Consider the following 22,767-nt stretch of genomic DNA (forward strand, 5'->3'; position numbering starts at 1 on the left):
TTTCCTTCCTGACCGCCTCTTCCGGCAGCGAAAAATATTTTCAACCTCATGTTTAACTTTAAGTTGCATGAGTATCCTCTTGTTCCTCATGAAAATTCCTTCTTGAAATTGCCTCCCTCGAGCGCTTTTTTGCCCCCGTTTGGCCGCTAAACCCTCGCCATATAAGGCTTTTCCGTGAACTGGTCACTTGACGCTGTATGGGTGCCTTTCTATAGTGTGCGAAAGTGGTGTGTAGTGGATCAAAGTGGATTTTTTTGGGCGGATTGTGGTCCTAACAGTGGGTCGAACAGGGGAATAACAAGAAGTGTTTCGGGGAGCGAGCGCTGTCAATCTGGACGCCAAGGGCCGACTCGCGATGCCTGCAAGGTATCGCGACCGTCTGCTCGAGTCCTGTGGCGGCCAGATGATCGCGACCATTGCCCTGGAAGAGCGCTGCCTGTGGATCTACCCGCTGCCGGCCTGGGAAGCGGTCGAACAGCAGCTGCGCAATGCGCCCAACATGCATCCGGCGGTCAAGCGTTTGAGCCGCCTGCTGATCGGTAACGCCAACGAGATCGAGCTGGATGGCAACGGTCGTTTCGTCGTGCCGCCGCTGCTGCGTGAGCACGCCGGTCTGGACAAGAAGGTGATGCTGGTCGGGCAACTGAGCAAATTCGAGCTGTGGAGTGAAGAGGCCTGGCAGGCCACCACTGCAGCCTATATGGAAGAGGAGCAGGGCGTCGGCGAGCTGCCGGCGGAACTGCACACATTGAGCCTATGAATCAGCAGACCGAATTGAAACATGTCAGTGTACTGCTGAGCGAAGCGCTGGAAGGGCTCGCAGTAAGGCCGGACGGCCTCTATATAGACGGCACCTTCGGCCGGGGAGGCCACAGCCGGGCGATACTCGCCCAGCTTTCTCCCGAGGGGCGACTGATCGGCTTCGACAAGGACCCGGAGGCGATCCGGGTCGGAAATCAGCTGGCGGCCGAAGACGGCCGCTTTGTCGTTGTACAGCGCTCGTTTGCCGAGATGGCCGACGAGCTGGAGTCCCGTGGCCTGCTGGGGCAGGTGGACGGCGTCCTGCTGGATCTCGGTGTATCCTCGCCGCAGCTGGATGACCCGGGTCGCGGCTTCAGTTTTCTCAACGATGGTCCGCTGGACATGCGCATGAATCCCGCCGCCGGCCAGAGCGCCGCCGACTGGATCAACAGTGCCGACGAGGCGGATATCGCTACCGTGTTGTACGAATATGGCGAGGAGCGCTTCTCTCGCCGCATGGCGCGCGCCATTGTAGCCCGCCGTGCGGAACAGCCGTTCACCACCACCGCCGATCTGGCCGAGGTGATCAAGCAGGCCAACCCGGCCTGGGAAAAGCACAAGCATCCGGCTACCCGTGCCTTCCAGGGTATCCGCATCTTCATCAACCGCGAGCTTGAAGATCTGGCCGAGGGGCTGCAGGCCGCACTCGCGGCGCTGGCTCCCGGCGGACGCCTGGCAGTGATCAGCTTCCATTCGCTGGAAGATCGCCAGGTCAAACAGTTCATGCGCCGCGAAGCCAAGGGCGACCCGCTGCCGCGCAATCTGCCGATTCGCGACGCCGAGATCAAGGTCAGCCTGAAACTGATCGGCAAGGCCATCAAGCCTTCCGCTGCGGAGATCGCTGCCAATCCCCGTGCCCGCAGTGCGGTGTTGCGCGTGGCGGAGAAACGCTGATGAGCACGCCGAATGCTGCCAATACCGCCCGCGCCGGCCTGCCCACCGGCAGCGGCTGGCTGCTGCTGATCTGGGGCCTCACCCTGGTGACCGCCCTGGCTGTGCCCTACAGCGCTCACTGGAGCCGCCAGCTGCTCAATGAGCTGGCGGGCGAGATGCAGCAGCGGGAGAAAGCGCAGGCTGAATGGGGTCGTCTGGTGCTGGAACAGAGCACCTGGACCGCGCACAGCCGGGTGGAAAGCATTGCCACCCGGCAGCTGGGCATGCGCGTACCTGAACCCAGTGAAGTGATTCTGGTGCGCCCATGAAGAAGCCCGACTGGACATCATTCATCCATCCGAACAACGGCAGCCTGCACCCCTGGCGCTTCCGGATCGTCATCGGCATGCTCGCGCTGTGCAGCCTCGCTGTCTGCTGGCGCATCGTCGAGCTGCACGTGCTGGATGAGGGCTTCCTGAAGAATCAGGGTGACAAGCGCAGCGTGCGCCATGTGCCCATCCCTGCCCACCGCGGCCAGATCACCGACCGCAATGGCGAGCCGCTGGCCGTCAGTACGCCGGTACTGACCATCTGGGCCAACCCGACCCAGCTGATCAAGCATCCGGACCGCTGGCCGGAACTGGCCAGGGAGCTGGGGACCGATCTGGCGACCTTCAGCGAGCGGCTCAAGGCCAACGCCGACAAGGAATTCATCTACCTGCGCCGGCGCATGGTGCCCGCCGATGGCGAGGCGGTCATGGGCCTGCGGGTGCCCGGCGTCTACAGCATCGAGGAATACCGCCGCTTCTATCCGGCCGGTGAGGTGGCAGCCCATCTGGTGGGATTCACCAACGTCGACGAGAAGGGCCAGGAAGGCATCGAGCTGGCCTATGACCACTGGCTCGAAGGGGTGCCCGGCAAGCGTCAGGTACTGCAGGACCGCCGTGGCCGTCTGATCAAGGACGTGCAGGTGGTCAGCAATGCCCGCCCCGGCAACGACCTGGCCCTGTCCATCGACCTGCGCCTGCAGTATCTGGCTCACCGCCAGCTGCGCGAGGCGCTGCAGGAATTCGAAGCGCGCGCCGGCTCCATCGTGATGATCGACGTGCGCACCGGGGAGGTTCTGGCCATGGCCAACCACCCCAGCTACAACCCCAACAACCGTGCCAACCTGCAGCCCGATGCCATGCGCAACCGGGCGCTGATCGACGTGTTCGAGCCCGGCTCCACGGTCAAGCCGATTTCCATGAGTGCAGCCCTGGCCACCGGCCGCTGGTCGCCCCGCGATCAGGTGAATGTCTACCCCGGCACCCTGCAGATCGGCCGCTATACCATCCGCGACGTGTCCCGCGCCCCCGGCGGCATGCTCGACCTGACTGGCATCCTGCTCAAGTCCAGTAACGTGGGCATGAGCAAGGTCGCCTTTGATGTCGGCGGTCCGGCGCTGTATGAAACCATGCACGCGGTCGGCTTCGGCCAGTACACCGGGCTTGGGTTCCCGGGCGAGCGGGTCGGCAACCTGCCGAGCTTCCGCGAGTGGCGCCGGGCAGAAACCGCTGCCCTGTCGTACGGCTACGGCCTGTCGGTAACGACCGTCCAGCTGGCCCAGGCCTACGCGATTCTGGCCAACAACGGACGCAAGGTGCCCATGTCGCTGCTGCGCCTGAACGAACAGCCGGCGGCCCAGCAGGTCATGCCAGAGCAGGTGGCACGTACCATTCAGGGCATGCTGCAGGAAGTGGTCGAAGGCACCGGCGGCACCCACCGCGCCCGGGTTCCCGGTTACCACGTCGGCGGCAAGAGCGGCACCGCGCGCAAGACCGCCAGCGGTTCCAGAGGTTATCAGCAGGACGCCTACCGTTCGCTGTTCGCCGGTTTCGCGCCCGGCAGCAATCCGCGACTGGCGATTGCCGTGGTGATCGACGAGCCGAGCAAGGGTGGTTACTACGGTGGTCTGGTCGCCGCGCCGGTGTTCAGCGGCCTGATGTCCAACGCCCTGCGTCTGCTGAACATCACCCCGGACAATCTCAATGAGCTGCAGCAGGTCGAACTGCCCAGCCCGGAACGCCCGGAGGGACGCGGATGATCCAGCTGCAGCAGCTTTTCCCGCAATGGCAGGGTGATCTGGTGACCCTTACCGGCCTGACCACCGACAGCCGCCAGGTGAAACCTGGCTATCTGTTCCTGGCGGTGCCCGGCCTGCGTCATGATGGTCGCGATCACATCGACCAGGCGGTTGCTGCCGGTGCCGCTGCGGTAGCCTACGAGGCGGCGGACGGATTCACCTGCCGCGCGGCCGTACCCGTGCTGCCGATCGGTCACCTGGCCAGCCAGCTGTCGGCCATTGCCGGCCGCTTCCATGGCGAGCCTGCCTGCCAGATGAAGCTGGTGGGCATTACCGGCACCAACGGCAAGACCAGCGTCAGCCAGATGCTCGCCCAGGCACTGAACAATCTGGGTCAGCCCTGTGGCGTGATCGGCACCCTTGGCAGCGGCATGCCCAGCGCCCTGCTGGACCACGGCATGACCACCCCGGATGCACTCAGCCTGCAGCAGCAGCTGGCGCATCTGCGCGATCAGGGTGCCTGCCGGGTCAGCATGGAGGTCTCCTCCCACGCCCTGGCGCAGGACCGCGTGGCCGCGCTGATGTTCGAGGTGGCGGTATTCACCAACCTGAGCCGGGATCATCTGGATTATCACGGCGACATGGCTGCCTATGGCCAGGCCAAGGCCCGCCTCTTCGATCAGGCCGAGCACGCGGTGATCAATCTTGATGACACCTTTGGTCGCCAACTGGCTGAAGAGTGCACCCTGCCGCTGATAGGCTACAGCCTGAGCGACAGCAATGCCGACCTGTACTGCAGTGATATTCGCTTCGATGCCCAGGGTATCAGCGCCCGGCTGCATACGGCCCAGGCCAGCACCGAGCTGCGCAGCCCGCTGCTGGGCACCTTCAACCTCTCCAACCTGCTGGCGGTCGCCGGTGTGCTCCTGTCGCTGGAGCTGCCGCTGGCCCAGATTGCCGCGCAGCTGGGGCTGCTGGTACCCCCGGCCGGTCGCATGCAGCGTCTGGGCGGGGAAGGGCAGCCGCTGGTAGTCATCGATTACGCGCATACGCCGGACGCGCTGGAAAAGGCGCTCGCCGCCCTGCGCGCCCATGTGGCCGGGAGACTGATCTGTGTCTTCGGCTGCGGCGGTGACCGCGATCGCGGCAAGCGGCCGCTGATGGGTCGGATCGCCGAGCAGGGCGCCGATCAGCTGGTGATTACCGATGACAACCCGCGCACCGAGGTGTCGGCGGCCATCATCGAGGATATTCTCGCCGGCATTGAACGAACCGAACAGGTCACAGTCATAGCCAACCGTGCCGAGGCGATCGCCCAGACCATCGCTGCTGCCGCCGCAGGGGATGTCATTCTGCTGGCCGGCAAGGGGCACGAGACTTATCAGGAGATAAACGGGGTGCGTCACCCTTTCAGCGACATCGAACAGGCCGAACGCGCTCTGCTTGGCCGGGGGGGGCATCATGCTTGAAGCCATGCGCCTCTCCGCCCTGACCACACCGCTCAATGCCACACTCAAGGGTGCCGACGTCAGCTTTGACAGCGTCAGCATCGATGCCCGTCGGGTGCAGCCCGGCGGCCTGTTCGTGGCCCTGCCCGGCAGCCGTGTGGATGGGCACGACTTCATCGCCCAGGCCCGCGCCAATGGCGCCGTCGCCGCCCTGGTGCAACGGCCGCTGGACGACGCACTGCCACAACTGATCGTCAGCGACTGTCAGCTCGCCCTGGGCCAGCTGGGTGCGCTGAACCGCACCGCCTTCCGCCATCCGCTGGTGGCGATCACCGGCTCCAGCGGCAAGACCACGGTCAAGGAAATGCTCGCCGCCATCCTGCGTGGCTGCGGACCGGTGCTGGCCACCCGCGGCAATCTGAACAACGAGCTGGGCGTACCCCTGACCCTGCTGGAGCTGGCTCCCGAGCACCGTTTTGCCGTGGTCGAGATGGGCGCCGGCGCGGTGGGCGACATCGCCTACTGCATGCAGCTGGCCCGCCCGCAGGTGGGCGTGCTGACCAATGCCGGCGTGGCCCATATCGGCCGTTTCGGCAGCGAAGAGGCCATTGCCCGGACCAAGGGCGAAATCTTCGCCGGTCTGGATGCCGATGGACAGGGCGTGATCAACCTCGACAGCCCCTGGCAGGCGGACTGGCAGGCCACTCTGGGTCAGCGCAAGCGCTGGAGCTTCAGTATCGAGGACTGCCGCGCCGATCTGCATGCCCGCAATATCCAGCTCGACCAGCGTGGCTGTCCGGGTTTCGAACTGATGTCGCCGCTGGGCAGTCAGCACGTGCAGCTCAACCTGCTGGGTCGGCACAACGTGGCCAACGCCCTGGCTGCGGCCGCAGCCGCCCTGGCGCTGGACATTCCCCTGCAGGCCATCGCCGACGGCCTGGCGGCCCTGCAGCCGGTCTCCGGTCGCGGCCGCAGCCTGCCCGGGCACAACGGCGCACTGGTCATCGACGACACCTACAACGCCAACCCGGCCTCGGTCCGCGCTGCCATCGATGTGCTGGCTGCCCTGGACGGTCAGCGGATACTGGCGCTGGGGGATATGGGCGAGCTGGGTGCAACCGAACAGCAGGCCCACCGGGACATCGGCGAGTACGCACGCAGCCGCGGCCTGGATGCCCTGTACAGCACCGGCCCGCTGTCGGCACTGGCCGCCCGGGCCTTCGGTCCCGGCGGTCACAGTTTTGCCGATCGCGCTGCACTGGCTGCGGCATTGAACAAAGAATTGAACCCGCACACCCGGGTTCTGGTAAAAGGCTCGCGTAGTGCGGGTATGGAAGAGGTCGTCGCCGCTCTGGTTGAAGGCTCGCAACATCAGGAAGAGGGCAAGCCGACATGCTGCTGATACTCGCGCAATACCTGCAACAATTTCACACCGGCTTCGGTGTTTTCCAGTACCTGACCCTGCGCGGCATCCTCGGCGTGCTGACTGCCCTGGGCATGGCGCTGTTCCTCGGTCCCTGGATGATCCGCACCCTGCAACTGCGCCAGATCGGCCAGGCCGTGCGCAACGATGGTCCCCAGTCTCACCTGTCCAAGAAGGGCACCCCGACCATGGGGGGCGCTCTGATCCTCACCGCCATCACCATCAGTACCCTGCTGTGGGCGGACCTGAGCAACCTCTATATCTGGGTGGTGCTGGGTGTGACCATCAGCTTCGGCGCCATCGGCTGGGTAGATGACTACCGCAAGGTGATCGAGAAGAACTCCCGCGGTCTGCCGTCGCGCTGGAAGTATTTCTGGCAGTCGGTGTTCGGCCTGGTCGCCGCCGTGATCCTTTATCTGGCCGCCGACACCCCCGCAGAGACCACCCTGATCCTGCCGTTCTTCAAGAGCGTCGAGTTCCAGCTGGGTGCCTTCTTCATCGTACTGACCTACTTCGTCATCGTCGGGGCCAGCAACGCCGTCAACCTGACCGATGGTCTGGACGGGCTGGCCATCATGCCGACGGTGATGGTCGGTGGCGCCCTGGGCATCTTTGCCTACCTGTCCGGCAACGTGCAGTTCTCCCAGTACCTGCTGATCCCCTATGTGCAGGGCTCAGGCGAGCTGCTGATCTTCTGCGGGGCATTGATCGGTGCAGGCCTGGGCTTTCTCTGGTTCAACACCTACCCGGCCCAGGTGTTCATGGGTGACGTCGGCGCGCTGGCGCTGGGCGCCGCGCTGGGTGTGATTGCGGTGGTGGTACGTCAGGAAATCGTGCTGTTCATCATGGGCGGCATCTTCGTGGTCGAGACCCTGTCGGTGATCGTCCAGGTGGCCTCCTTCAAGCTGACCGGCCGCCGGGTGTTCCGCATGGCACCCATCCACCACCATTTCGAACTCAAGGGCTGGCCGGAGCCGCGCGTCATCGTGCGCTTCTGGATCGTCACCGTGATTCTGGTGCTGATCGGTCTGTCCACTCTGAAACTGCGTTGAGGAACCCAAGGTGTCGCTGATTTCCACGGACAAGCAACGGATCATAGTCGGACTGGGGGTTACCGGTTTATCGGTCGCCCGGTATCTGGCCGGCCGTGATCTGCCGTTCGCCGTCTGCGACACCCGCACCAATCCGCCCGGCCTGGACAAGCTCAAGCGCTTTGCGCCCATGGCAGACCTCTACCTGGGCGAGCTGGATGCGCAGCTGCTGAGTTCGGCTGACGAGCTGATCGTTAATCCGGGTATCCCTCTGTCCACACCAGCCATCCAGACGGCCATTCAGGCCGGGGTGAAGGTAGTGGGTGATATTGAGCTCTTCGCCCGTGCCGCGGAGGCGCCCATAGTCGCCATCACAGGTTCCAACGCCAAGAGCACTGTGACCACCCTGGTCGGGCTGATGGCCGAGAAGGCCGGTCGGCGTGTGGCAGTCGGCGGCAACATCGGCACTCCGGCACTGGATCTGCTGGACAGCAAGGCGGATCTCTATGTGCTGGAGCTGTCCAGCTTCCAGCTGGAGACCACCGAGGCGCTGAATGCCGAGGTCGCCACCGTACTCAACATCAGCGAAGACCACATGGATCGCTACGCCGATCTGGGCGCCTATCACCTGGCCAAGCACCGCATCTTCCGTGGTGCCCGGCAGGTTGTAGTCAATCGCGATGATGCCCTGACCCGGCCGCTGGTTGCCGATCGTCTGCCCTGCTGGAGCTTCGGTCTGGACAAGCCCGACTTCAGGGGCTTCGGGCTGATCGAGCAGGATGGGCAGAAACATCTGGCCTTCGAATTCAAGGCGCTGATGCCGGTCAGCGAGCTGAAGATCCGCGGCGCCCACAATCAGGCCAATGCCCTGGCGGCGCTGGCGCTGGGTCACGCTGTCGGGTTGCCGATGACGGCCATGCTCGATGCCCTGCGCGACTTCCCCGGTCTGCCCCACCGTTGCCAGTGGGTCGGGCAGCACGCCGGCGTGGACTACTACGACGATTCCAAAGCCACCAACGTCGGTGCGGCGCTGGCGGCCATTGAAGGTTTCGGCGATACCCTGCAGGGCAGGCAGGTGCTGATTGCCGGCGGCGATGGCAAGGGTGCCGACTTTTCGCCGCTGTGCGAGCCGATCAGTCGCTATTGCCGTGCCGTGGTGCTGCTCGGTCGCGACGCCGACAAGCTGGAACAGGTGCTCAAGAGCCATGTGCCGCTGCAGCGGGTCAGCAGTCTGGATGAGGCGGTCAACGCCGCTGCCAGCCTGGCGCAGCCTGGTGACGCGGTGCTGCTGTCGCCGGCCTGCGCCAGCCTGGACATGTTTGCCAACTTCGAGGAGCGTGGTCGGCTGTTCGCCGCTGCGGTCGGGAGGTTGGCGCCATGATGGTCACCCAGATGCTGCACAGATCCCTGGCCCCCCTGACCGGGGAGCGCCGCTTCGACATGGACATGCCGCTGCTCTTGGGTGGTATCGCGCTGCTGTCGCTGGGGCTGGTGATGGTCAGTTCCGCCTCCATGGAAGTGGCAGCCGGCCAGCTCGGCAGTCCGCTGTATTACATGAAGCGTCAGCTGGTATACATGTTCATCGGCGTGCTGGCACTGCTCGGCACCCTGGCAGTGCCGCTGCGATTCTGGGAGCAGTCGCGCTTCCTGCTGCTGGTGCTGGCCTTCGTGCTGCTGATTGCGGTGCTGATCCCCGGTATCGGCCGCGAGGTCAACGGCAGCTGGCGCTGGATCGCCGTCGGGCCGATCAACGTGCAGCCCTCGGAACTGGCCAAGCTGTTCGCTGTGGTCTTCCTGGCCGGTTACCTGGTGCATCGCCAGGACGAGGTCAAGGAAGGCTGGCTGGGCTTCATCAAACCATTCCTGGTGCTGGGCCCCATGGCCTTCCTGCTGATCATGGAACCGGATTTCGGCGCCACCGTGGTGCTGATGGGTGCGGCAGTGGGCATGATGTTCCTCGGTGGGGTGGGGCTGTTGCGCTTCACCCTGCTGTTCGGCTCGCTGGCCGGCATGGCGGCGCTGCTGGTGTGGTCCGAACCCTACCGACTGCAGCGCCTGACCGGCTTCCTCAATCCGTGGAACGACCCCTACGGCACCGGCTACCAGCTGACCCAGGCACTGATCGCCTTCGGCCGTGGCGAGTGGCTTGGCGTCGGGCTGGGCAACAGCATCCAGAAGCAGTTCTATCTGCCGGAGGCCCATACCGACTTCGTGTTTTCCGTACTGGCCGAGGAGCTGGGCATGGTAGGCGCCCTGGCGGCCTTCGCCCTGCTGGTGTTTATCGCTGGCCGGGCGCTCTACATCGGACTCTGGGCCGAGCGCGCCGGTCGACTGTTCTCGGCCTATCTGGCCTATGGCCTGGCGATCATGTGGTGCGGGCAGGTGCTGATCAACGTCGGCGTGAATATCGGCCTGCTGCCGACCAAGGGGCTGACCCTGCCATTCCTCAGCTATGGCGGCAGTTCGCTGGTGGTGTGCTGCATCAGCCTGGGCATCCTGCTGCGGATCGACTGGGAGCGCCGTCAGGCGCTGCGGGAGGCTGCCGATGGCCAGTAAGGTGCTGATCATGGCCGGTGGTACCGGCGGGCACGTGTTCCCGGCGCTGGCCTGTGCCCGTCTGCTGCAGGAACAGGGCTATGAGGTGCACTGGCTGGGTACCCGCCGGGGCATCGAGGCCGAGCTGATCCCGCAGGCCGGCATCCCCTTGCATTTCATCGATATCCAGGGACTGCGCGGCAAGGGCAAGCTGGGGCTGCTGCTGGCACCGGTACGTCTGGTCCGCGCCCTGTGGCAGTCCCTGCAGGTACTGCGCGAGCTGCAGCCGGCGGTGGTGCTGGGTGCCGGCGGCTACGTTACCGGACCCGGTGGCGTAGCGGCCTGGCTGCGCCGTATCCCGCTGGTGATTCATGAACAGAACGCGGTGGTCGGCACCACCAACCGGCTGCTGGCGCACATTGCCACCCGTCGCTGCGAAGGTTTCGACAACAGCTTTGCCCCCGGCAGTGCCCGGCGCACCACCGGCAACCCGGTACGTGAGCACATCTTTCAGGTACCGCCCCTGATCTGGGACGGGCTGCGTCAGCCGCGTCTGCTGGTGCTGGGCGGGAGCCTGGGTGCACTGCCGCTGAACAAACTGCTGCCGCTGGCCCTGGCCCTGTTACCCGCCGGCCAGCGCCCGCAGATCCGCCACCAGTGCGGTCGCCAGCATGTGGACGATACCCGCCAGGCCTACGCGGCAGTGGGTGTGAAGGCCGAGGTGCAGCCCTTCATCGAAGACATGGCCGAGGCCTATGCCTGGGCCGATCTGGTGGTATGTCGGGCCGGGGCACTGACCGTGGCCGAGCTGGCCGCAGCCGGCCGTCCGGCGCTGCTGATCCCGCTGCCCCATGCCATTGATGATCACCAGACAGCCAATGCGCGCTACCTGGCCGATCGCGGCGCAGCCGAGCTGCTGCCGCAGAAAACCCTTACCGCCGAGCTGCTGGCCCAGCGCCTCGGCACCCTGCTTGGCAAACCGGAGACAGTACGACTGATGGCAGAACAAGCCCGCAAACAGGCCCGACCCAATGCAACAGCAGACGTGGTCCGCGCCTGCCTGGAGGTTGCCCGTGAGCACTGACAAGCGCCCCGAGGCCACCTTCAGTCTGCCGGCCATGCGCCGCATTCGTCGCATCCACTTCGTCGGTATCGGCGGGGTGGGCATGTGCGGCATTGCCGAAGTGCTGCTCAACCTCGGGTACGAAGTGTCCGGTTCCGACCTGAAGCGTTCGGCAGTCACTGCCAGGCTGGAAAGCTTCGGCGCCCGGGTGGATATCGGCCATCGCGCGGAGAACGTGCAGAACGCCGATGTGCTGGTGGTTTCCAGCGCCATCAACAAGAGCAATCCCGAGGTCGCCGCGGCCCTGGAAAAACGCATTCCCGTGGTGCCCCGTGCGCAGATGCTGGCCGAACTGATGCGCTACCGCCATGGCATTGCGGTAGCCGGTACCCACGGCAAGACCACGACCACCAGCCTGATTGCTTCGGTGCTGGCCGCAGCAGATCTGAGCCCGACTTTCGTCATCGGCGGCAAACTCACCGCCGCCGGCACCAATGCCCAGCTGGGCGAGGGGCGCTACCTGGTGGCCGAGGCGGACGAGAGCGATGCCTCCTTCCTGCACCTGCAGCCGATGGCCGCCATCGTCACCAATATCGATTTCGATCACATGGCCACCTACGAAGGCGACTTCAACCGCCTGAAGCGCACCTTCGTCGACTTCCTGCACAACCTGCCGTTCTACGGTCTGGCGGTGCTCTGCATCGATGATCCGGTGGTGCGGGACATTCTGCCGCAGATCAACCGTCAGGTGATCACCTACGGCCAGTCCGAAGACGCCGACATCCGCGCCGTGGATATCGAGCAGAAGGGCATGCAGACCCACTTCACCGTACTGCGCGAAGGCCGCGAGCCGCTGCGGGTATTCGTCAACATGCCCGGCGTGCACAACGTGCTCAATGCGCTTGCGACCATTGCCGTGACCGCGGACGAGGGCGTCAGCGACGAGGCCATCGTTCAGGGGCTGACCAGCTTCCAGGGCGTGGGCCGCCGGTTCCAGGTGCATGGCGAGTTCCCGCTCGGTGACGAGGGCAGCGTGATGCTGGTCGACGACTACGGCCACCACCCGCGGGAAGTGGATGCCGTGATCAAGGCCGTGCGTGGCGGCTGGCCGGAGCGACGGCTGGTCATGGTCTACCAGCCGCACCGTTACACCCGTACCCGGGACCTGTACGAGGACTTTGTTCAGGTGCTGGGCGAAACCAACGTGCTGTTGCTGATGGAAGTCTATCCCGCTGGCGAAGAGCCGGTACCGGGGGCGGACAGCAAGCATCTGTGTCGCAGCATCCGGCTGCGTGGCCAGATCGACCCGCTGTATGTGGCGCGGGACGCGGATCTGATGCCGCTGCTGCGCGCGGTACTGCAGCCGGGCGATATCCTGCTGACCCAGGGCGCTGGCGATATCGGCGGGCTCGCCCCGCAACTGGCCGAGGCGTTGACGCGGCTGGGTAACGAACTCAAGGGAGGTCAGGCCTGATGGTCGACGTTAATGACTTTGGGCGTGTCGCGGTGCTCTACGGCGGCACCTCAGCCGAGCGTGAAGTTTCGCTCAAATCCGGCGCAGCGGTGCTGGCTGCCCTGCAGGGCGCCGGTGTGGATGCGTTCGGTATTGATGCGGGGGCCGATCTGGTCGAGCGTCTGATTGCCGAGCGCCCCGACCGGGTATTCATTGCCCTGCACGGGCGTGGCGGAGAGGACGGCAGCCTGCAGGGTCTGCTGGAATGCCTGCAGATCCCCTACACCGGCAGTGGTGTCATGGCTTCTGCCCTGGGCATGGACAAGCTGCGTACCAAGCAGGTCTGGCAGAGCATCGGCTTGCCGACGCCCGCCTATGCGGTCCTGCGCGACGAGGCCGAGTGTGCCGGGGTGGTCGAGCAGCTGGGGACCCCGCTGATCATCAAACCGATTCACGAAGGCTCCAGCATCGGCATGGCCAAGGTGCATTCCCTGGAGGAGCTGCAGGCTGCCTGGAAGCAGGCACGGCAGTACGACGACGTGGCACTGGTGGAGCAGTGGGTCACCGGGGCCGAGTTCACCGTCGGCATTCTTGATCGTCAGGTGCTGCCGGCGATCCGGCTGAGCACGCCCAACACCTTCTATGACTACCAGGCCAAGTACCTGGCTTCCGACACCCAGTACCAGTGCCCCTGCGGCCTGAGCGAGGAGCGCGAAGCAGAGCTGGCCGACCTGTGTCTGCGCGCCTTCGACGCCGTGGGCTGCCGCGGTTGGGGCCGGGTCGATGTGATGCAGGACACCGATGGCAGTTTCTACCTGCTGGAGGTCAACACCGCGCCCGGAATGACCGACCACAGCCTGGTGCCCATGGCCGCTGCGGCGGCGGGGCTGAATTTCACCGATCTGGTGCTGGCGATTCTCGCCAGTGCCCGCTACTGAGGCAGGGAATCGACATGGGGCTGATGATCAGGGATCAGCGTAGCGGCAGAAACCCGGGCCGGCGTGGTGCGCCGACCCGTGGCGCCGTGCGCGTGACCCCGCCGGCCCCGCGCAGCTGGCCGCGGCTCGGCATGCCCTCGCTGCAGGGCCTGCGCGGCAGCGGTCGGCGTCTTCAGCAACTGCTCTGGCCGCTGTTGCTGGTGGTGCTGGGCATGGGGCTGTACGAGCTGGTCGACCGTCTGCAGCCGCTGGCCCAGCGTCCGATCAGCGTGATCAATGTGGAAGGGGATCTGCAGTACATAGATCGCGCCTCGGTCCAGGCGGCGCTGGCGCCTTATCAGCAGAAGAGCCTGGTCACCATAGATCTGGATGCCCTGCGTGCGGATCTGCTGGCCATGCCCTGGGTGTCCGGGGCCAGTGTACGCCGGGTCTGGCCGGATCAGCTGGTGATCAATCTCGACGAGCACCTGCCGGTGGCGCGCTGGGGTGATGACGCGCTGCTGAACAACAACGGCCGTGCCTTCACCCCGGAGCAGATCGACAGCTTCCAGGGCCTGCCACTGCTGAACGGCCCGGAGCGGGCGAAAAAGCGGGTGATGCAGAACTATCAGCAGTTCAATCGCCTGCTGCGGCCCCATGGACACGAGGTGGCGCGGCTGGAAATGCGCGACCGCGGCAGCTGGTTCCTGACAACCCGCGGCGGCATCGAGATGCTGCTGGGGCGTGATGATGTACTGGACAAGATGCAACGGTTCCTGACCATCGACCGGCTGATGCTGGCCGAGCGTCGGGAGCTCATAGCACGGGTGGACCTGCGCTACAGCAATGGAATGGCAGTGGCGTGGCGCGAGCCCGTAACGGTTAACGGGGAGTAACGAGCAATCATGGCAAGCAAGCAGGGTAGCAGGATGATCGTCGGACTGGATATCGGCACCTCCAAGGTGGTGGCGCTGGTCGGCGAAATCGGCACGGACGGCGAGCTGGAAATCGTCGGTATCGGCTCGCATCCGTCCCGCGGCATGAAGAAGGGCGTGGTGGTGAATATCGAGTCCACCGTGCAGTCGATCCAGCGAGCCATTGAAGAAGCCGAGCTGATGGCAGGCTGCCAGATTCATTCCGTATATGCGGGGATTGCCGGCAACCACATCCGCAGCATGAACTCCCACGGCATAGTCGCGATCCGCGAAGGTGAAGTGGTGCAGGCGGATATCGACCGGGTACTGGATGCGGCCCAGGCCGTGGCCATTCCGGCGGACCAGAAGGTGCTGCACATCCTGCCTCAGGAATACGTGATCGATAACCAGGAGGGTGTGCGCGAGCCCCGCGGCATGTCCGGCGTGCGTCTGGAAGCCAAGGTGCATCTGGTGACCTGCGCCATGAACGCGGTGCAGAACATCGAGAAGTGCATCCGCCGCTGCGGCCTGGAAGTGGAGGACGTGATCCTCGAGCAGCTGGCCTCCAGCTACTCGGTGCTGACCGAGGACGAGAAGGAACTGGGCGTGTGCATGGTGGATATCGGTGGTGGCACTACCGATATCGCCATCTTTACCGAGGGTGCCATCCGTCATACCGCCGTGATTCCGATTGCCGGCGACCAGGTCACCAACGATATCGCCATGGCCCTGCGTACCCCGACCCAGCACGCCGAAGAGATCAAGATCCGCTACGCCTGCGCCCTGGCCAAGTTGGCCGGGCCGGAGGAAACCATCAAGGTGCCCAGCGTCGGCGAGCGCCCGCCGCGGGATCTGTCCCGCCAGGCCCTGGCCGAGGTGGTGGAGCCGCGCTATGACGAGCTGTTCACCCTCATCCAGGCTGAACTGCGCCGCTCCGGTTTCGAGGACATGATCCCCGCCGGCATAGTGCTGACCGGCGGCACCGCAAAGATGGAAGGGGCGGTCGAGCTGGCCGAGGAAATCTTCCACATGCCGGTGCGCCTGGGCGTGCCGCAGGAGTTCAAGGGGCTGAGCGACGTGGTGCGCAATCCCATCTACGCCACCGGCGTGGGACTGTTGCATTACGGCATGAAACACCACGGTGACCCCCAGCACGGGGGGCCGGAACAGAGCAGGGAATCACCGCTGATCAAGGTCAAGCGGTGGTTCAAAGGGAATTTTTAACAGACCCGCAGGGAAACCAAGCGGGCACCCGGGAAACCGGACAGCGGTACCAGACGAAGCGACTTACAACGAAACAAGACGAGTATCAACTCGAGGAGATGGGACCATGTTTGAATTGATCGATAACCTCCCGCAAAACGCGGTCATCAAAGTCATCGGCGTTGGCGGCGGCGGCGGTAACGCCCTGCAGCATATGGTGATCAACAATGTCGAAGGCGTGGACTTCATCTGCGCCAACACCGACGCCCAGGCGCTCAAGAACATGACCGCCCGTACCGTACTGCAACTGGGTACCGCCGTGACCAAGGGTCTGGGTGCTGGCGCCAACCCGCTGATCGGCCGTGAAGCCGCCCTGGAAGATCGCGAGCGCATCGCCGAGGTGCTGCAGGGGTCGGACATGGTGTTCATCACCGCCGGCATGGGTGGCGGTACCGGTACCGGTGCTGCACCCATCGTTGCCGAAGTTGCCCGTGAAATGGGCATCCTCACCGTTGCCGTGGTAACCAAGCCGTTCCCCTTCGAAGGCCGCAAGCGCATGCAGATCGCCGAGGAAGGTATCCGCGAGCTGAGCCAGCACGTCGACTCCCTGATCACCATCCCCAACGAGAAGCTGCTGACCGTTCTGGGCAAGGACGCCAGCCTGCTGTCTGCCTTCAGCAAGGCCAACGACGTACTGCTTGGTGCCGTCCAGGGCATTGCCGACCTGATCATCCGTCCCGGCATGATCAACGTCGACTTCGCCGACGTGAAGACCGTGATGAGCGAAATGGGCATGGCCATGATGGGTACCGGCCACGCCAGCGGCCCGAACCGCGCCCGTGAAGCCGCCGAAGCCGCCATCCGCAGCCCGCTGCTGGAAGACGTCAACCTGATGGGTGCCCGCGGCATCCTGGTCAACATCACCGCCGGTCCTGACCTGTCGCTGGGCGAGTTCTCCGAAGTGGGTAACACCGTCGAGGAGTTTGCTTCCGAGAGCGCCACCGTGGTGGTGGGTACCGTGATCGATCCGGAACTGCGTGAGGAGCTGCGGGTAACTGTGGTTGCCACCGGTCTGGGCGCACGCATGGACAAGCCGGTCAAGGTTGTGGACAACACGGCTGCCCCGGTGCAGGCCAGCCGTCCGGCCGAGAGCATGGCTACCAACTACCGCGACCTGGATCGTCCGACCGTGATGCGCAATTCCGGTGGCGCCCAGACAGCGGCAACAGCCCTTGCACGTCCGAACGAAGACCTGGATTATCTGGATATTCCGGCCTTCCTGCGGCGTCAGGCTGATTGAGTGGGTCAATCGGTTGAATAGGGCTGATTAGTGTTCAATAGGGGCGAATTTTGCTATGCTACGCGCCATCTAGTTGAAAATTATTCGCAATTACAGCGGAAGCCAGTTCAAGCATGATCAGACAACGCACACTGAAGAACACCATCCGGGCCACCGGTGTTGGCCTGCACTCGGGTGAGAAGGTCTACCTCACTCTGAAACCGGCGCCGGTGGACAGCGGCATCGTGTTCCGTCGCACTGATCTCGACCCCGTGGCCGAGGTTCCGGCGCGGGCCGAGTACGTCGGCGAGACCACCATGTCTACCACGCTGATCAAGGATGGAGTCAAGGTGGATACCGTCGAGCACCTGCTGTCGGCCATGGCCGGCCTGGGTATCGACAACGCCGTGGTGGAGCTCAGTGCGCCGGAAGTACCGATCATGGACGGCAGCGCCGGTCCGTTCGTGTTCCTGATCCAGTCAGCGGGGATCGAGGAACAGGACGCGCCCAAGCAGTTCATTCGCATCAAGCGTGAAGTGACCGTGGAAGAGGACGGCAAGACGGCAACCTTCGTGCCCTTCGAGGGCTTCAAGGTGACCTTCGGCATCGACTTCGACCATCCGGTATTCCGCGGCAGAAGCCAGACCGCCAGTGTCGACTTCTCGAGTACTTCCTTCGTCAAGGAAGTCAGCCGTGCGCGTACCTTCGGCTTCATGCGGGATATCGAATACCTGCGCTCGCAGAATCTGGCTCTGGGTGGCAGTGTGGACAATGCCATTGTGGTGGACGAGTATCGCGTACTGAACGAAGACGGCCTGCGCTACGAGGACGAATTCGTCAAGCACAAGATCCTCGATGCCATCGGTGACCTCTACCTGCTGGGCAAGAGCCTGGTAGGCGAGTTCCGCGGCTTCAAGTCCGGTCATGCCCTCAACAACAAGCTGTTGCGTGCCCTGTTGGCCAAGCCCGATGCCTATGAAATCGTAACCTTCGAAGACGCCGGGACCGCACCCATCTCCTTCATGCGTCCCGCCGCTGCAGTCTGATTTTTACTCGTTTCGTTTGACGGCCACTTCGGTGGCCGTTTTTTTTGCTTATTTGTTTATCTGGAAGCCTGTCTGGAAGTTCTTCAGAAAGTCAGCCTGGGAGATCGGGCAGGCCGCGCAACGACGGGAACTTCCTGGCTGCTGCAGGACAAGCCATCGCCGGCTCGGAGTGTGCAGGCGGTCTGGGATGCAGGGTTATGTTCTTGCCAATGACGTAGGGTCACGGCTCGCCATTATGATGACGCGCCAGGCGTTCCAGGGCCGCCCGCAGATTGGGGTCGCTGATCTCCCTGGAGGTTTCGAACAGGGTCTCAGCTGCGACAATTGACCGCCTCATTTTGCGAACTGGTGGCGTTTTTTTGACCAGTGGCGGTTGTACCCTACAGTGGATTTTCGTTAAGGTGGCGAACTCCGCGTAGGCCTGTAACTGACGGATGAGGCGTTTCTGCTGGTAGCGGACCCGGGTAGCCCACTGGCTATCGGTCACCAGCACCCTCAGAACACCGTCGCGGTAAGAGGCTGCGCGACAGTGCTCGCGAGCTGCTGGCTCCAATACCGAGTCGAGCAGAACCTGCATGCGTTCTATGGCCCGAGCCTGGCGAAACAGACCCTTCAGGGCGGAGTGGGTTTTCAGCAGGTCACCCGGGCGACGTGCGTCCATGGGATAGAAAGACATGGCTATCTCGGTGTGACTGAAACAGCGATCATCCTAGCAGAACCGCAGGGACAAATTTGGGGATCTTTCATTGAACATCATCATAGTTACCGAGCGTGACGGTACCAGCCGGGCATTGAATCTGTCCTCGCCCTGGTTGATCGCCGGTCTCGCAGGCATCCTGCTGATGCCGTTGCTCGCCGGGCTGCTGGCCTGGAATCTGGCGGGATCGCAGCAGCCGATCGAAACCGACACCGCGGTCCTGGATTATGACACCCTCTGGCAGCAGTCAGTTCAAGGTGATTATGCCACCGGCGCGGATTATATAAAGGAAGAGTCGCGGGTTCAGCTCGAGCACATGACCCAGCAGCTGGGTCGTCTGCAGGTCCGCCTGTCTCGTCTTGACGCCCTGGGCGAGCGTCTGACCGAGCTGGCCGAACTGTCCGATGGCGAATTCGATTTCAGCACCGAGACCGATCCCGGTATGGGCGGCCCCGAGGTGCCCAGCGTGCTGGTTTCCCGTGAAGGGGCGGACCTGCAGCTGGTACTCGACCGCCTCAGTGCACGCGTTGAAGATCGCACCCAGCAGCTGCGTCTGCTGGAGGAGCTGATGCTCAACCGCAAGACCGATGCCGACTCGGCGCTGGATTTCACCCCGGTGCACGTGGGTTACATCTCCTCCGGTTTCGGTCGCCGTGCCGATCCCATTACCCGGCGTATCGCCATGCACTCGGGACTGGACTTCGCTGCACCCCGCGGCACGCCGATCTACGCCGTCGGTGCCGGCGTGGTCACCTACGCCGGTCGCCGGGGCGCCTATGGCAACATGGTCGAGATCACTCACGGCAACGGCTACAAGACCCGTTATGCTCATGCCCAGGAGTTGATGGTGAATAAAGGTGATCTGGTCAAGAAGGGCGAGCAGATTGCCACTGTGGGTTCCACCGGCCGCTCCACCGGACCGCACCTGCATCTGGAGGTCTATCGCAACGACAGGGCCATCGATCCGGCCCGCTTCCTCGCTCTGAACTGATCCCCGCCCCAGGTCGGGTCAACTGACTCGGCCCTGCCAGTGTGCTGCTGCTTCCGAAATCACGCTGCCGGCTCTACGGTTTATTGTCGCGAGAGTTTCAGAGTAGAATGGTTTTTTTGCCGGTGAACCGCCTTAGTACGGAACAGCGTCAGCCACCTCAAATGGATACTGAAGTCGACTATGTTTGCGCCTCTATTGAAGAAGATGTTTGGAAGCAAGAACGAGCGCGAGTTGAAGCGCATGCAGAAGACAGTGCATGCCATCAACGCGCTCGAAGAAGGCCTGAACAGCCTGAGTGATGAGCAGCTGCGGGCCAAGACCGGCGAGTTCAAGGAGCGCGTAAGCCAGGGCGAAAGCCTGGATTCCATTCTGCCCGAAGCCTTCGCCCTGGTCCGCGAGGCCAGCAAGCGGGTGCTGGGCATGCGCCATTTCGACGTTCAGCTGATCGGTGGCATGGTCCTGCACGAGGGCAAGATTGCCGAGATGAAGACCGGTGAGGGCAAGACCCTGGTGTCCACCCTGCCGGCCTATCTCAATGCCCTGTCCGGCAAGGGCGTGCACGTGGTCACGGTCAACGATTATCTGGCCCGCCGCGACGCCAACCTGATGCGTCCGCTCCACGAGTTTCTCGGCCTGACCGTCGGCGTGGTGGTGCCCTTTCAGGATCCCGAGGAGAAGCGCGCCGCTTACCGCTGCGACATCACCTATGGCACCAACAACGAATTCGGTTTCGACTATCTGCGCGACAACATGGCCTTCCGTCTGGAAGACAAGTTCCAGCGCGAGCTGAACTTCGCCATCGTCGACGAGGTGGACTCCATCCTCATCGACGAAGCGCGCACGCCGCTGATCATTTCCGGCCCCTCCCAGGACAGCTCCCAGCTGTACACCACCATCGACAAGCTGATTCCCCGCCTCAAGCGCGGCGTACGGCCGGAGGAAGGTGAAGAGGGCGTCGACGGCCATTACTACATCGATGAGAAGACCCGTCAGGTCGAGCTCAATGAGGACGGTCACCAGTACGTCGAGGAGCTGCTCACCCGTGAAGGCCTGCTGGCCGAGGGCGACAGCCTGTATCAGGCGCAGAACCTCAACCTGCTGCACCATGTGCATTCGGCCCTGCGTGCCCATACCCTGTTCCACCGGGACGTGGAGTACATAGTGCAGGATGGGCAGGTGGTGCTGGTCGACGAACACACCGGTCGGACCATGCCCGGACGCCGGCTCTCCGAAGGCCTGCACCAGGCCATCGAAGCCAAGGAAGGGCTGAAGATCCAGGCCGAGAGCCAGACCCTGGCCTCCACCACCTTCCAGAACTACTTCCGCCTGTACAACAAGCTGTCCGGCATGACAGGCACCGCCGATACCGAGGCCTTCGAGTTCCGCCAGATCTACGGCCTGGACGTGGTGGTGATTCCCACCAACAAGCCCATGATCCGCAAGGACTACAACGATCTGGTCTACCTGACCATCGACGAGAAGTTCGCGGCCATCGTCGCGGACATCAAGGGCTGCATGGAAAGTGGCCGCCCGGTGCTGGTGGGTACCGCCTCGATCGAGTCCTCCGAGGTGGTCTCCAACCTGTTGAAGAAGGAAGGAATCGCCCACCAGGTACTGAACGCCAAGTACCATGAGAAGGAAGCGGAGATCATCGCCCAGGCCGGTCGCCCCGGCGCCGTGACCATCGCCACCAACATGGCCGGTCGTGGTACCGACATCATCCTTGGCGGTAGCTGGGAGGCCGAGATTGCCAGCCTGGAGAACCCGACCCCCGAGCAGATCGACCAGATCAAGGCCGAGTGGCAGGAGCGCCACCAGCAGGTACTGGATGCCGGCGGCCTGCACATCATCGCCTGCGAACGCCACGAATCCCGCCGTATCGACAACCAGCTGCGTGGCCGCGCCGGTCGTCAGGGTGACCCGGGCTCCAGCCGCTTCTACCTGTCGCTGGAAGACAACCTCATGCGCATCTTCGCCTCTGACCGGGTGAAGAACTTCATGAAGGCCCTGGGCATGGAGAAGGGCGAGGCCATCGAACACCGCATGGTTACCAACGCCATCGAGAAGGCGCAGCGCAAGGTCGAGGGCCGCAACTTCGATATCCGCAAGCAGCTGCTGGAATACGATGATGTGGCCAACGAGCAGCGCAAGGTGATCTATGCCCAGCGCAATGAGATCCTCGCCGCCGAGTCGGTGGAAGATACCATCAAGGCCATCCGCGAGGACGTGGTGCAGAGCATCGTCAGCCAGCACATGCCGCCCCAGAGCGTGCCCGAGCAGTGGGACATTGCCGGCCTGGAACAGCACCTGCGCTCCGAGCTGGCCCTGGAGCTGCCGGTACAGCAGTGGCTGGATGAAGACGACTCCCTGCACGAGGATGGCGTGCGCGAGCGCATCAGCGAGGCGCTGAGCGCAGCCTACGCCGAGAAGGAGTCCCTGGCCGGCGCGGAAGCGCTGCGTACCTTCGAGAAGCAGATGCTGCTGCGGGTGCTGGATGATCTGTGGAAGGAGCATCTGGCGACCATGGACCACCTGCGTCAGGGCATCCACCTGCGCGGCTATGCGCAGAAGAACCCCAAGCAGGAATACAAGCGCGAGGCCTTCGAGCTGTTCGAGCAGCTGCTGGACTCCATCAAGCACGACACCGTGCGTATCCTCAGCCACGTGCAGGTGCGCCGCGAGGACCCGGCCGAAGAGGAAGCCCGTCTGCGCCGTCAGGCCGAGGAGCTGGCCCAGCGCATGCAGTTCAAGCATGAAGCAGCGCCGGGGGTCGAGAATGAGGCAGAGGAGCCGCAGGGCGAGCCTGCAGCGGCGGCCCCGGCCGGTCCCATCACCCGTGAAGGGCCCAAGGTAGGGCGCAACGACCCCTGCCCCTGCGGCTCGGGCAAGAAATACAAGCAGTGTCACGGCAGCATCGTCTGAGCAGCTGATTCGGATATCCGGGTACTGCAGTAACACCCCAGGGCCGGCACCCGCCTCGCAGGCAGCGTGCCGGCCCCTTTGTCTTTGTACACCTCACTCAATTGGA

19 protein-coding genes are annotated in these 22,767 nt (G+C 63.9%); 18 read left to right on the forward strand and 1 reads right to left on the reverse strand.

Features of this window, described 5'->3' with window-relative positions:
* Positions 1 to 304: 304 nt before the first annotated feature.
* From mraZ to lpxC, 16 genes are all read left to right on the forward strand, one after another.
* Positions 305 to 760: a division/cell wall cluster transcriptional repressor MraZ gene (mraZ, locus tag VF673_RS12565; protein ID WP_090540550.1), complete on the forward strand. Its 456-nt coding sequence runs from the start codon at positions 305 to 307 to the stop codon at positions 758 to 760.
* A complete protein-coding gene (gene rsmH / locus VF673_RS12570; protein WP_440292212.1) occupies positions 757 to 1,695 on the forward strand; it encodes a 16S rRNA (cytosine(1402)-N(4))-methyltransferase RsmH in 939 nt (312 codons plus the stop codon). Before mraZ ends, rsmH begins: the two co-directional genes overlap by 4 nt.
* Entirely contained in the window at positions 1,695 to 2,003 is a 309-nt protein-coding gene (gene ftsL / locus VF673_RS12575; protein ID WP_273128149.1) for a cell division protein FtsL, read from the forward strand. Before rsmH ends, ftsL begins: the two co-directional genes overlap by 1 nt.
* A complete protein-coding gene (locus VF673_RS12580; protein ID WP_440292213.1) occupies positions 2,000 to 3,760 on the forward strand; it encodes a peptidoglycan D,D-transpeptidase FtsI family protein in 1,761 nt (586 codons plus the stop codon). Before ftsL ends, VF673_RS12580 begins: the two co-directional genes overlap by 4 nt.
* Positions 3,757 to 5,208, forward strand: coding sequence for a UDP-N-acetylmuramoyl-L-alanyl-D-glutamate--2,6-diaminopimelate ligase (locus VF673_RS12585; protein ID WP_440292214.1), 1,452 nt, complete (start codon positions 3,757 to 3,759; stop codon positions 5,206 to 5,208). The genes VF673_RS12580 and VF673_RS12585 overlap by 4 nt, the downstream gene beginning before the upstream one ends.
* On the forward strand, positions 5,201 to 6,589 hold the full coding sequence (locus VF673_RS12590) for a UDP-N-acetylmuramoyl-tripeptide--D-alanyl-D-alanine ligase (RefSeq protein WP_440292215.1): 1,389 nt from the start codon (positions 5,201 to 5,203) through the stop codon (positions 6,587 to 6,589). Before VF673_RS12585 ends, VF673_RS12590 begins: the two co-directional genes overlap by 8 nt.
* Positions 6,580 to 7,662, forward strand: a complete 1,083-nt coding sequence (gene mraY / locus VF673_RS12595; protein ID WP_090540536.1) for a phospho-N-acetylmuramoyl-pentapeptide-transferase — start codon at positions 6,580 to 6,582, stop codon at positions 7,660 to 7,662. The genes VF673_RS12590 and mraY overlap by 10 nt, the downstream gene beginning before the upstream one ends.
* Positions 7,663 to 7,672: 10 nt before the next feature.
* Complete coding sequence (murD, locus tag VF673_RS12600; protein ID WP_440292216.1) at positions 7,673 to 9,022, forward strand: UDP-N-acetylmuramoyl-L-alanine--D-glutamate ligase; 1,350 nt, start codon at positions 7,673 to 7,675, stop codon at positions 9,020 to 9,022.
* Positions 9,022 to 10,197 (forward strand): putative lipid II flippase FtsW, encoded by a 1,176-nt coding sequence (ftsW, locus tag VF673_RS12605; protein ID WP_177197880.1) that lies wholly within the window; start codon positions 9,022 to 9,024, stop codon positions 10,195 to 10,197. The genes murD and ftsW overlap by 1 nt, the downstream gene beginning before the upstream one ends.
* Positions 10,187 to 11,260 carry an undecaprenyldiphospho-muramoylpentapeptide beta-N-acetylglucosaminyltransferase gene (gene murG / locus VF673_RS12610; protein WP_273125586.1) on the forward strand — a complete coding sequence of 358 codons (1,074 nt, stop codon included), beginning with the start codon at positions 10,187 to 10,189 and terminating at the stop codon, positions 11,258 to 11,260. Before ftsW ends, murG begins: the two co-directional genes overlap by 11 nt.
* Before the next feature lie 34 nt (positions 11,261 to 11,294).
* The gene (murC, locus tag VF673_RS12615; RefSeq protein ID WP_440292231.1) at positions 11,295 to 12,713 is read left to right on the forward strand and encodes a UDP-N-acetylmuramate--L-alanine ligase; all 1,419 of its coding nucleotides are present in this window, start codon (positions 11,295 to 11,297) and stop codon (positions 12,711 to 12,713) included.
* Positions 12,713 to 13,630 (forward strand): D-alanine--D-alanine ligase, encoded by a 918-nt coding sequence (locus VF673_RS12620; RefSeq protein WP_440292217.1) that lies wholly within the window; start codon positions 12,713 to 12,715, stop codon positions 13,628 to 13,630. Before murC ends, VF673_RS12620 begins: the two co-directional genes overlap by 1 nt.
* A 14-nt stretch (positions 13,631 to 13,644) precedes the next feature.
* Entirely contained in the window at positions 13,645 to 14,505 is an 861-nt protein-coding gene (locus VF673_RS12625; protein ID WP_235818654.1) for a cell division protein FtsQ/DivIB, read from the forward strand.
* Positions 14,506 to 14,514: 9 nt separating this feature from the next.
* Positions 14,515 to 15,747, forward strand: a complete 1,233-nt coding sequence (gene ftsA, locus VF673_RS12630) for a cell division protein FtsA (RefSeq protein WP_320330350.1) — start codon at positions 14,515 to 14,517, stop codon at positions 15,745 to 15,747.
* Positions 15,748 to 15,853: 106 nt separating this feature from the next.
* Entirely contained in the window at positions 15,854 to 17,026 is a 1,173-nt protein-coding gene (gene ftsZ, locus VF673_RS12635) for a cell division protein FtsZ (RefSeq protein WP_090540523.1), read from the forward strand.
* Between the two features lie 113 nt (positions 17,027 to 17,139).
* Positions 17,140 to 18,051: a UDP-3-O-acyl-N-acetylglucosamine deacetylase gene (lpxC, locus tag VF673_RS12640; RefSeq protein WP_090540521.1), complete on the forward strand. Its 912-nt coding sequence runs from the start codon at positions 17,140 to 17,142 to the stop codon at positions 18,049 to 18,051.
* A 220-nt stretch (positions 18,052 to 18,271) separates the two neighbouring features.
* On the opposite strand, the gene VF673_RS12645 is transcribed toward lpxC, so the two are convergent.
* Positions 18,272 to 18,727, reverse strand: coding sequence for a DUF721 domain-containing protein (locus VF673_RS12645; protein ID WP_440292218.1), 456 nt, complete (start codon positions 18,725 to 18,727; stop codon positions 18,272 to 18,274).
* 70 nt (positions 18,728 to 18,797) lie between these two features.
* Here VF673_RS12645 and VF673_RS12650 point away from each other — a divergent pair, with 70 nt between their 5' ends.
* Both VF673_RS12650 and secA read left to right on the forward strand, forming a co-directional pair.
* Entirely contained in the window at positions 18,798 to 19,739 is a 942-nt protein-coding gene (locus tag VF673_RS12650; protein ID WP_440292219.1) for a M23 family metallopeptidase, read from the forward strand.
* Between the two features lie 180 nt (positions 19,740 to 19,919).
* Entirely contained in the window at positions 19,920 to 22,661 is a 2,742-nt protein-coding gene (secA, locus tag VF673_RS12655; protein ID WP_440292220.1) for a preprotein translocase subunit SecA, read from the forward strand.
* The last annotated feature ends 106 nt before the right edge of the window (positions 22,662 to 22,767 follow it).

It is taken from the genome of Halopseudomonas sp. Lyrl_26 (assembly GCF_051948695.1).
Taxonomy (GTDB): domain Bacteria; phylum Pseudomonadota; class Gammaproteobacteria; order Pseudomonadales; family Pseudomonadaceae; genus Halopseudomonas; species Halopseudomonas formosensis.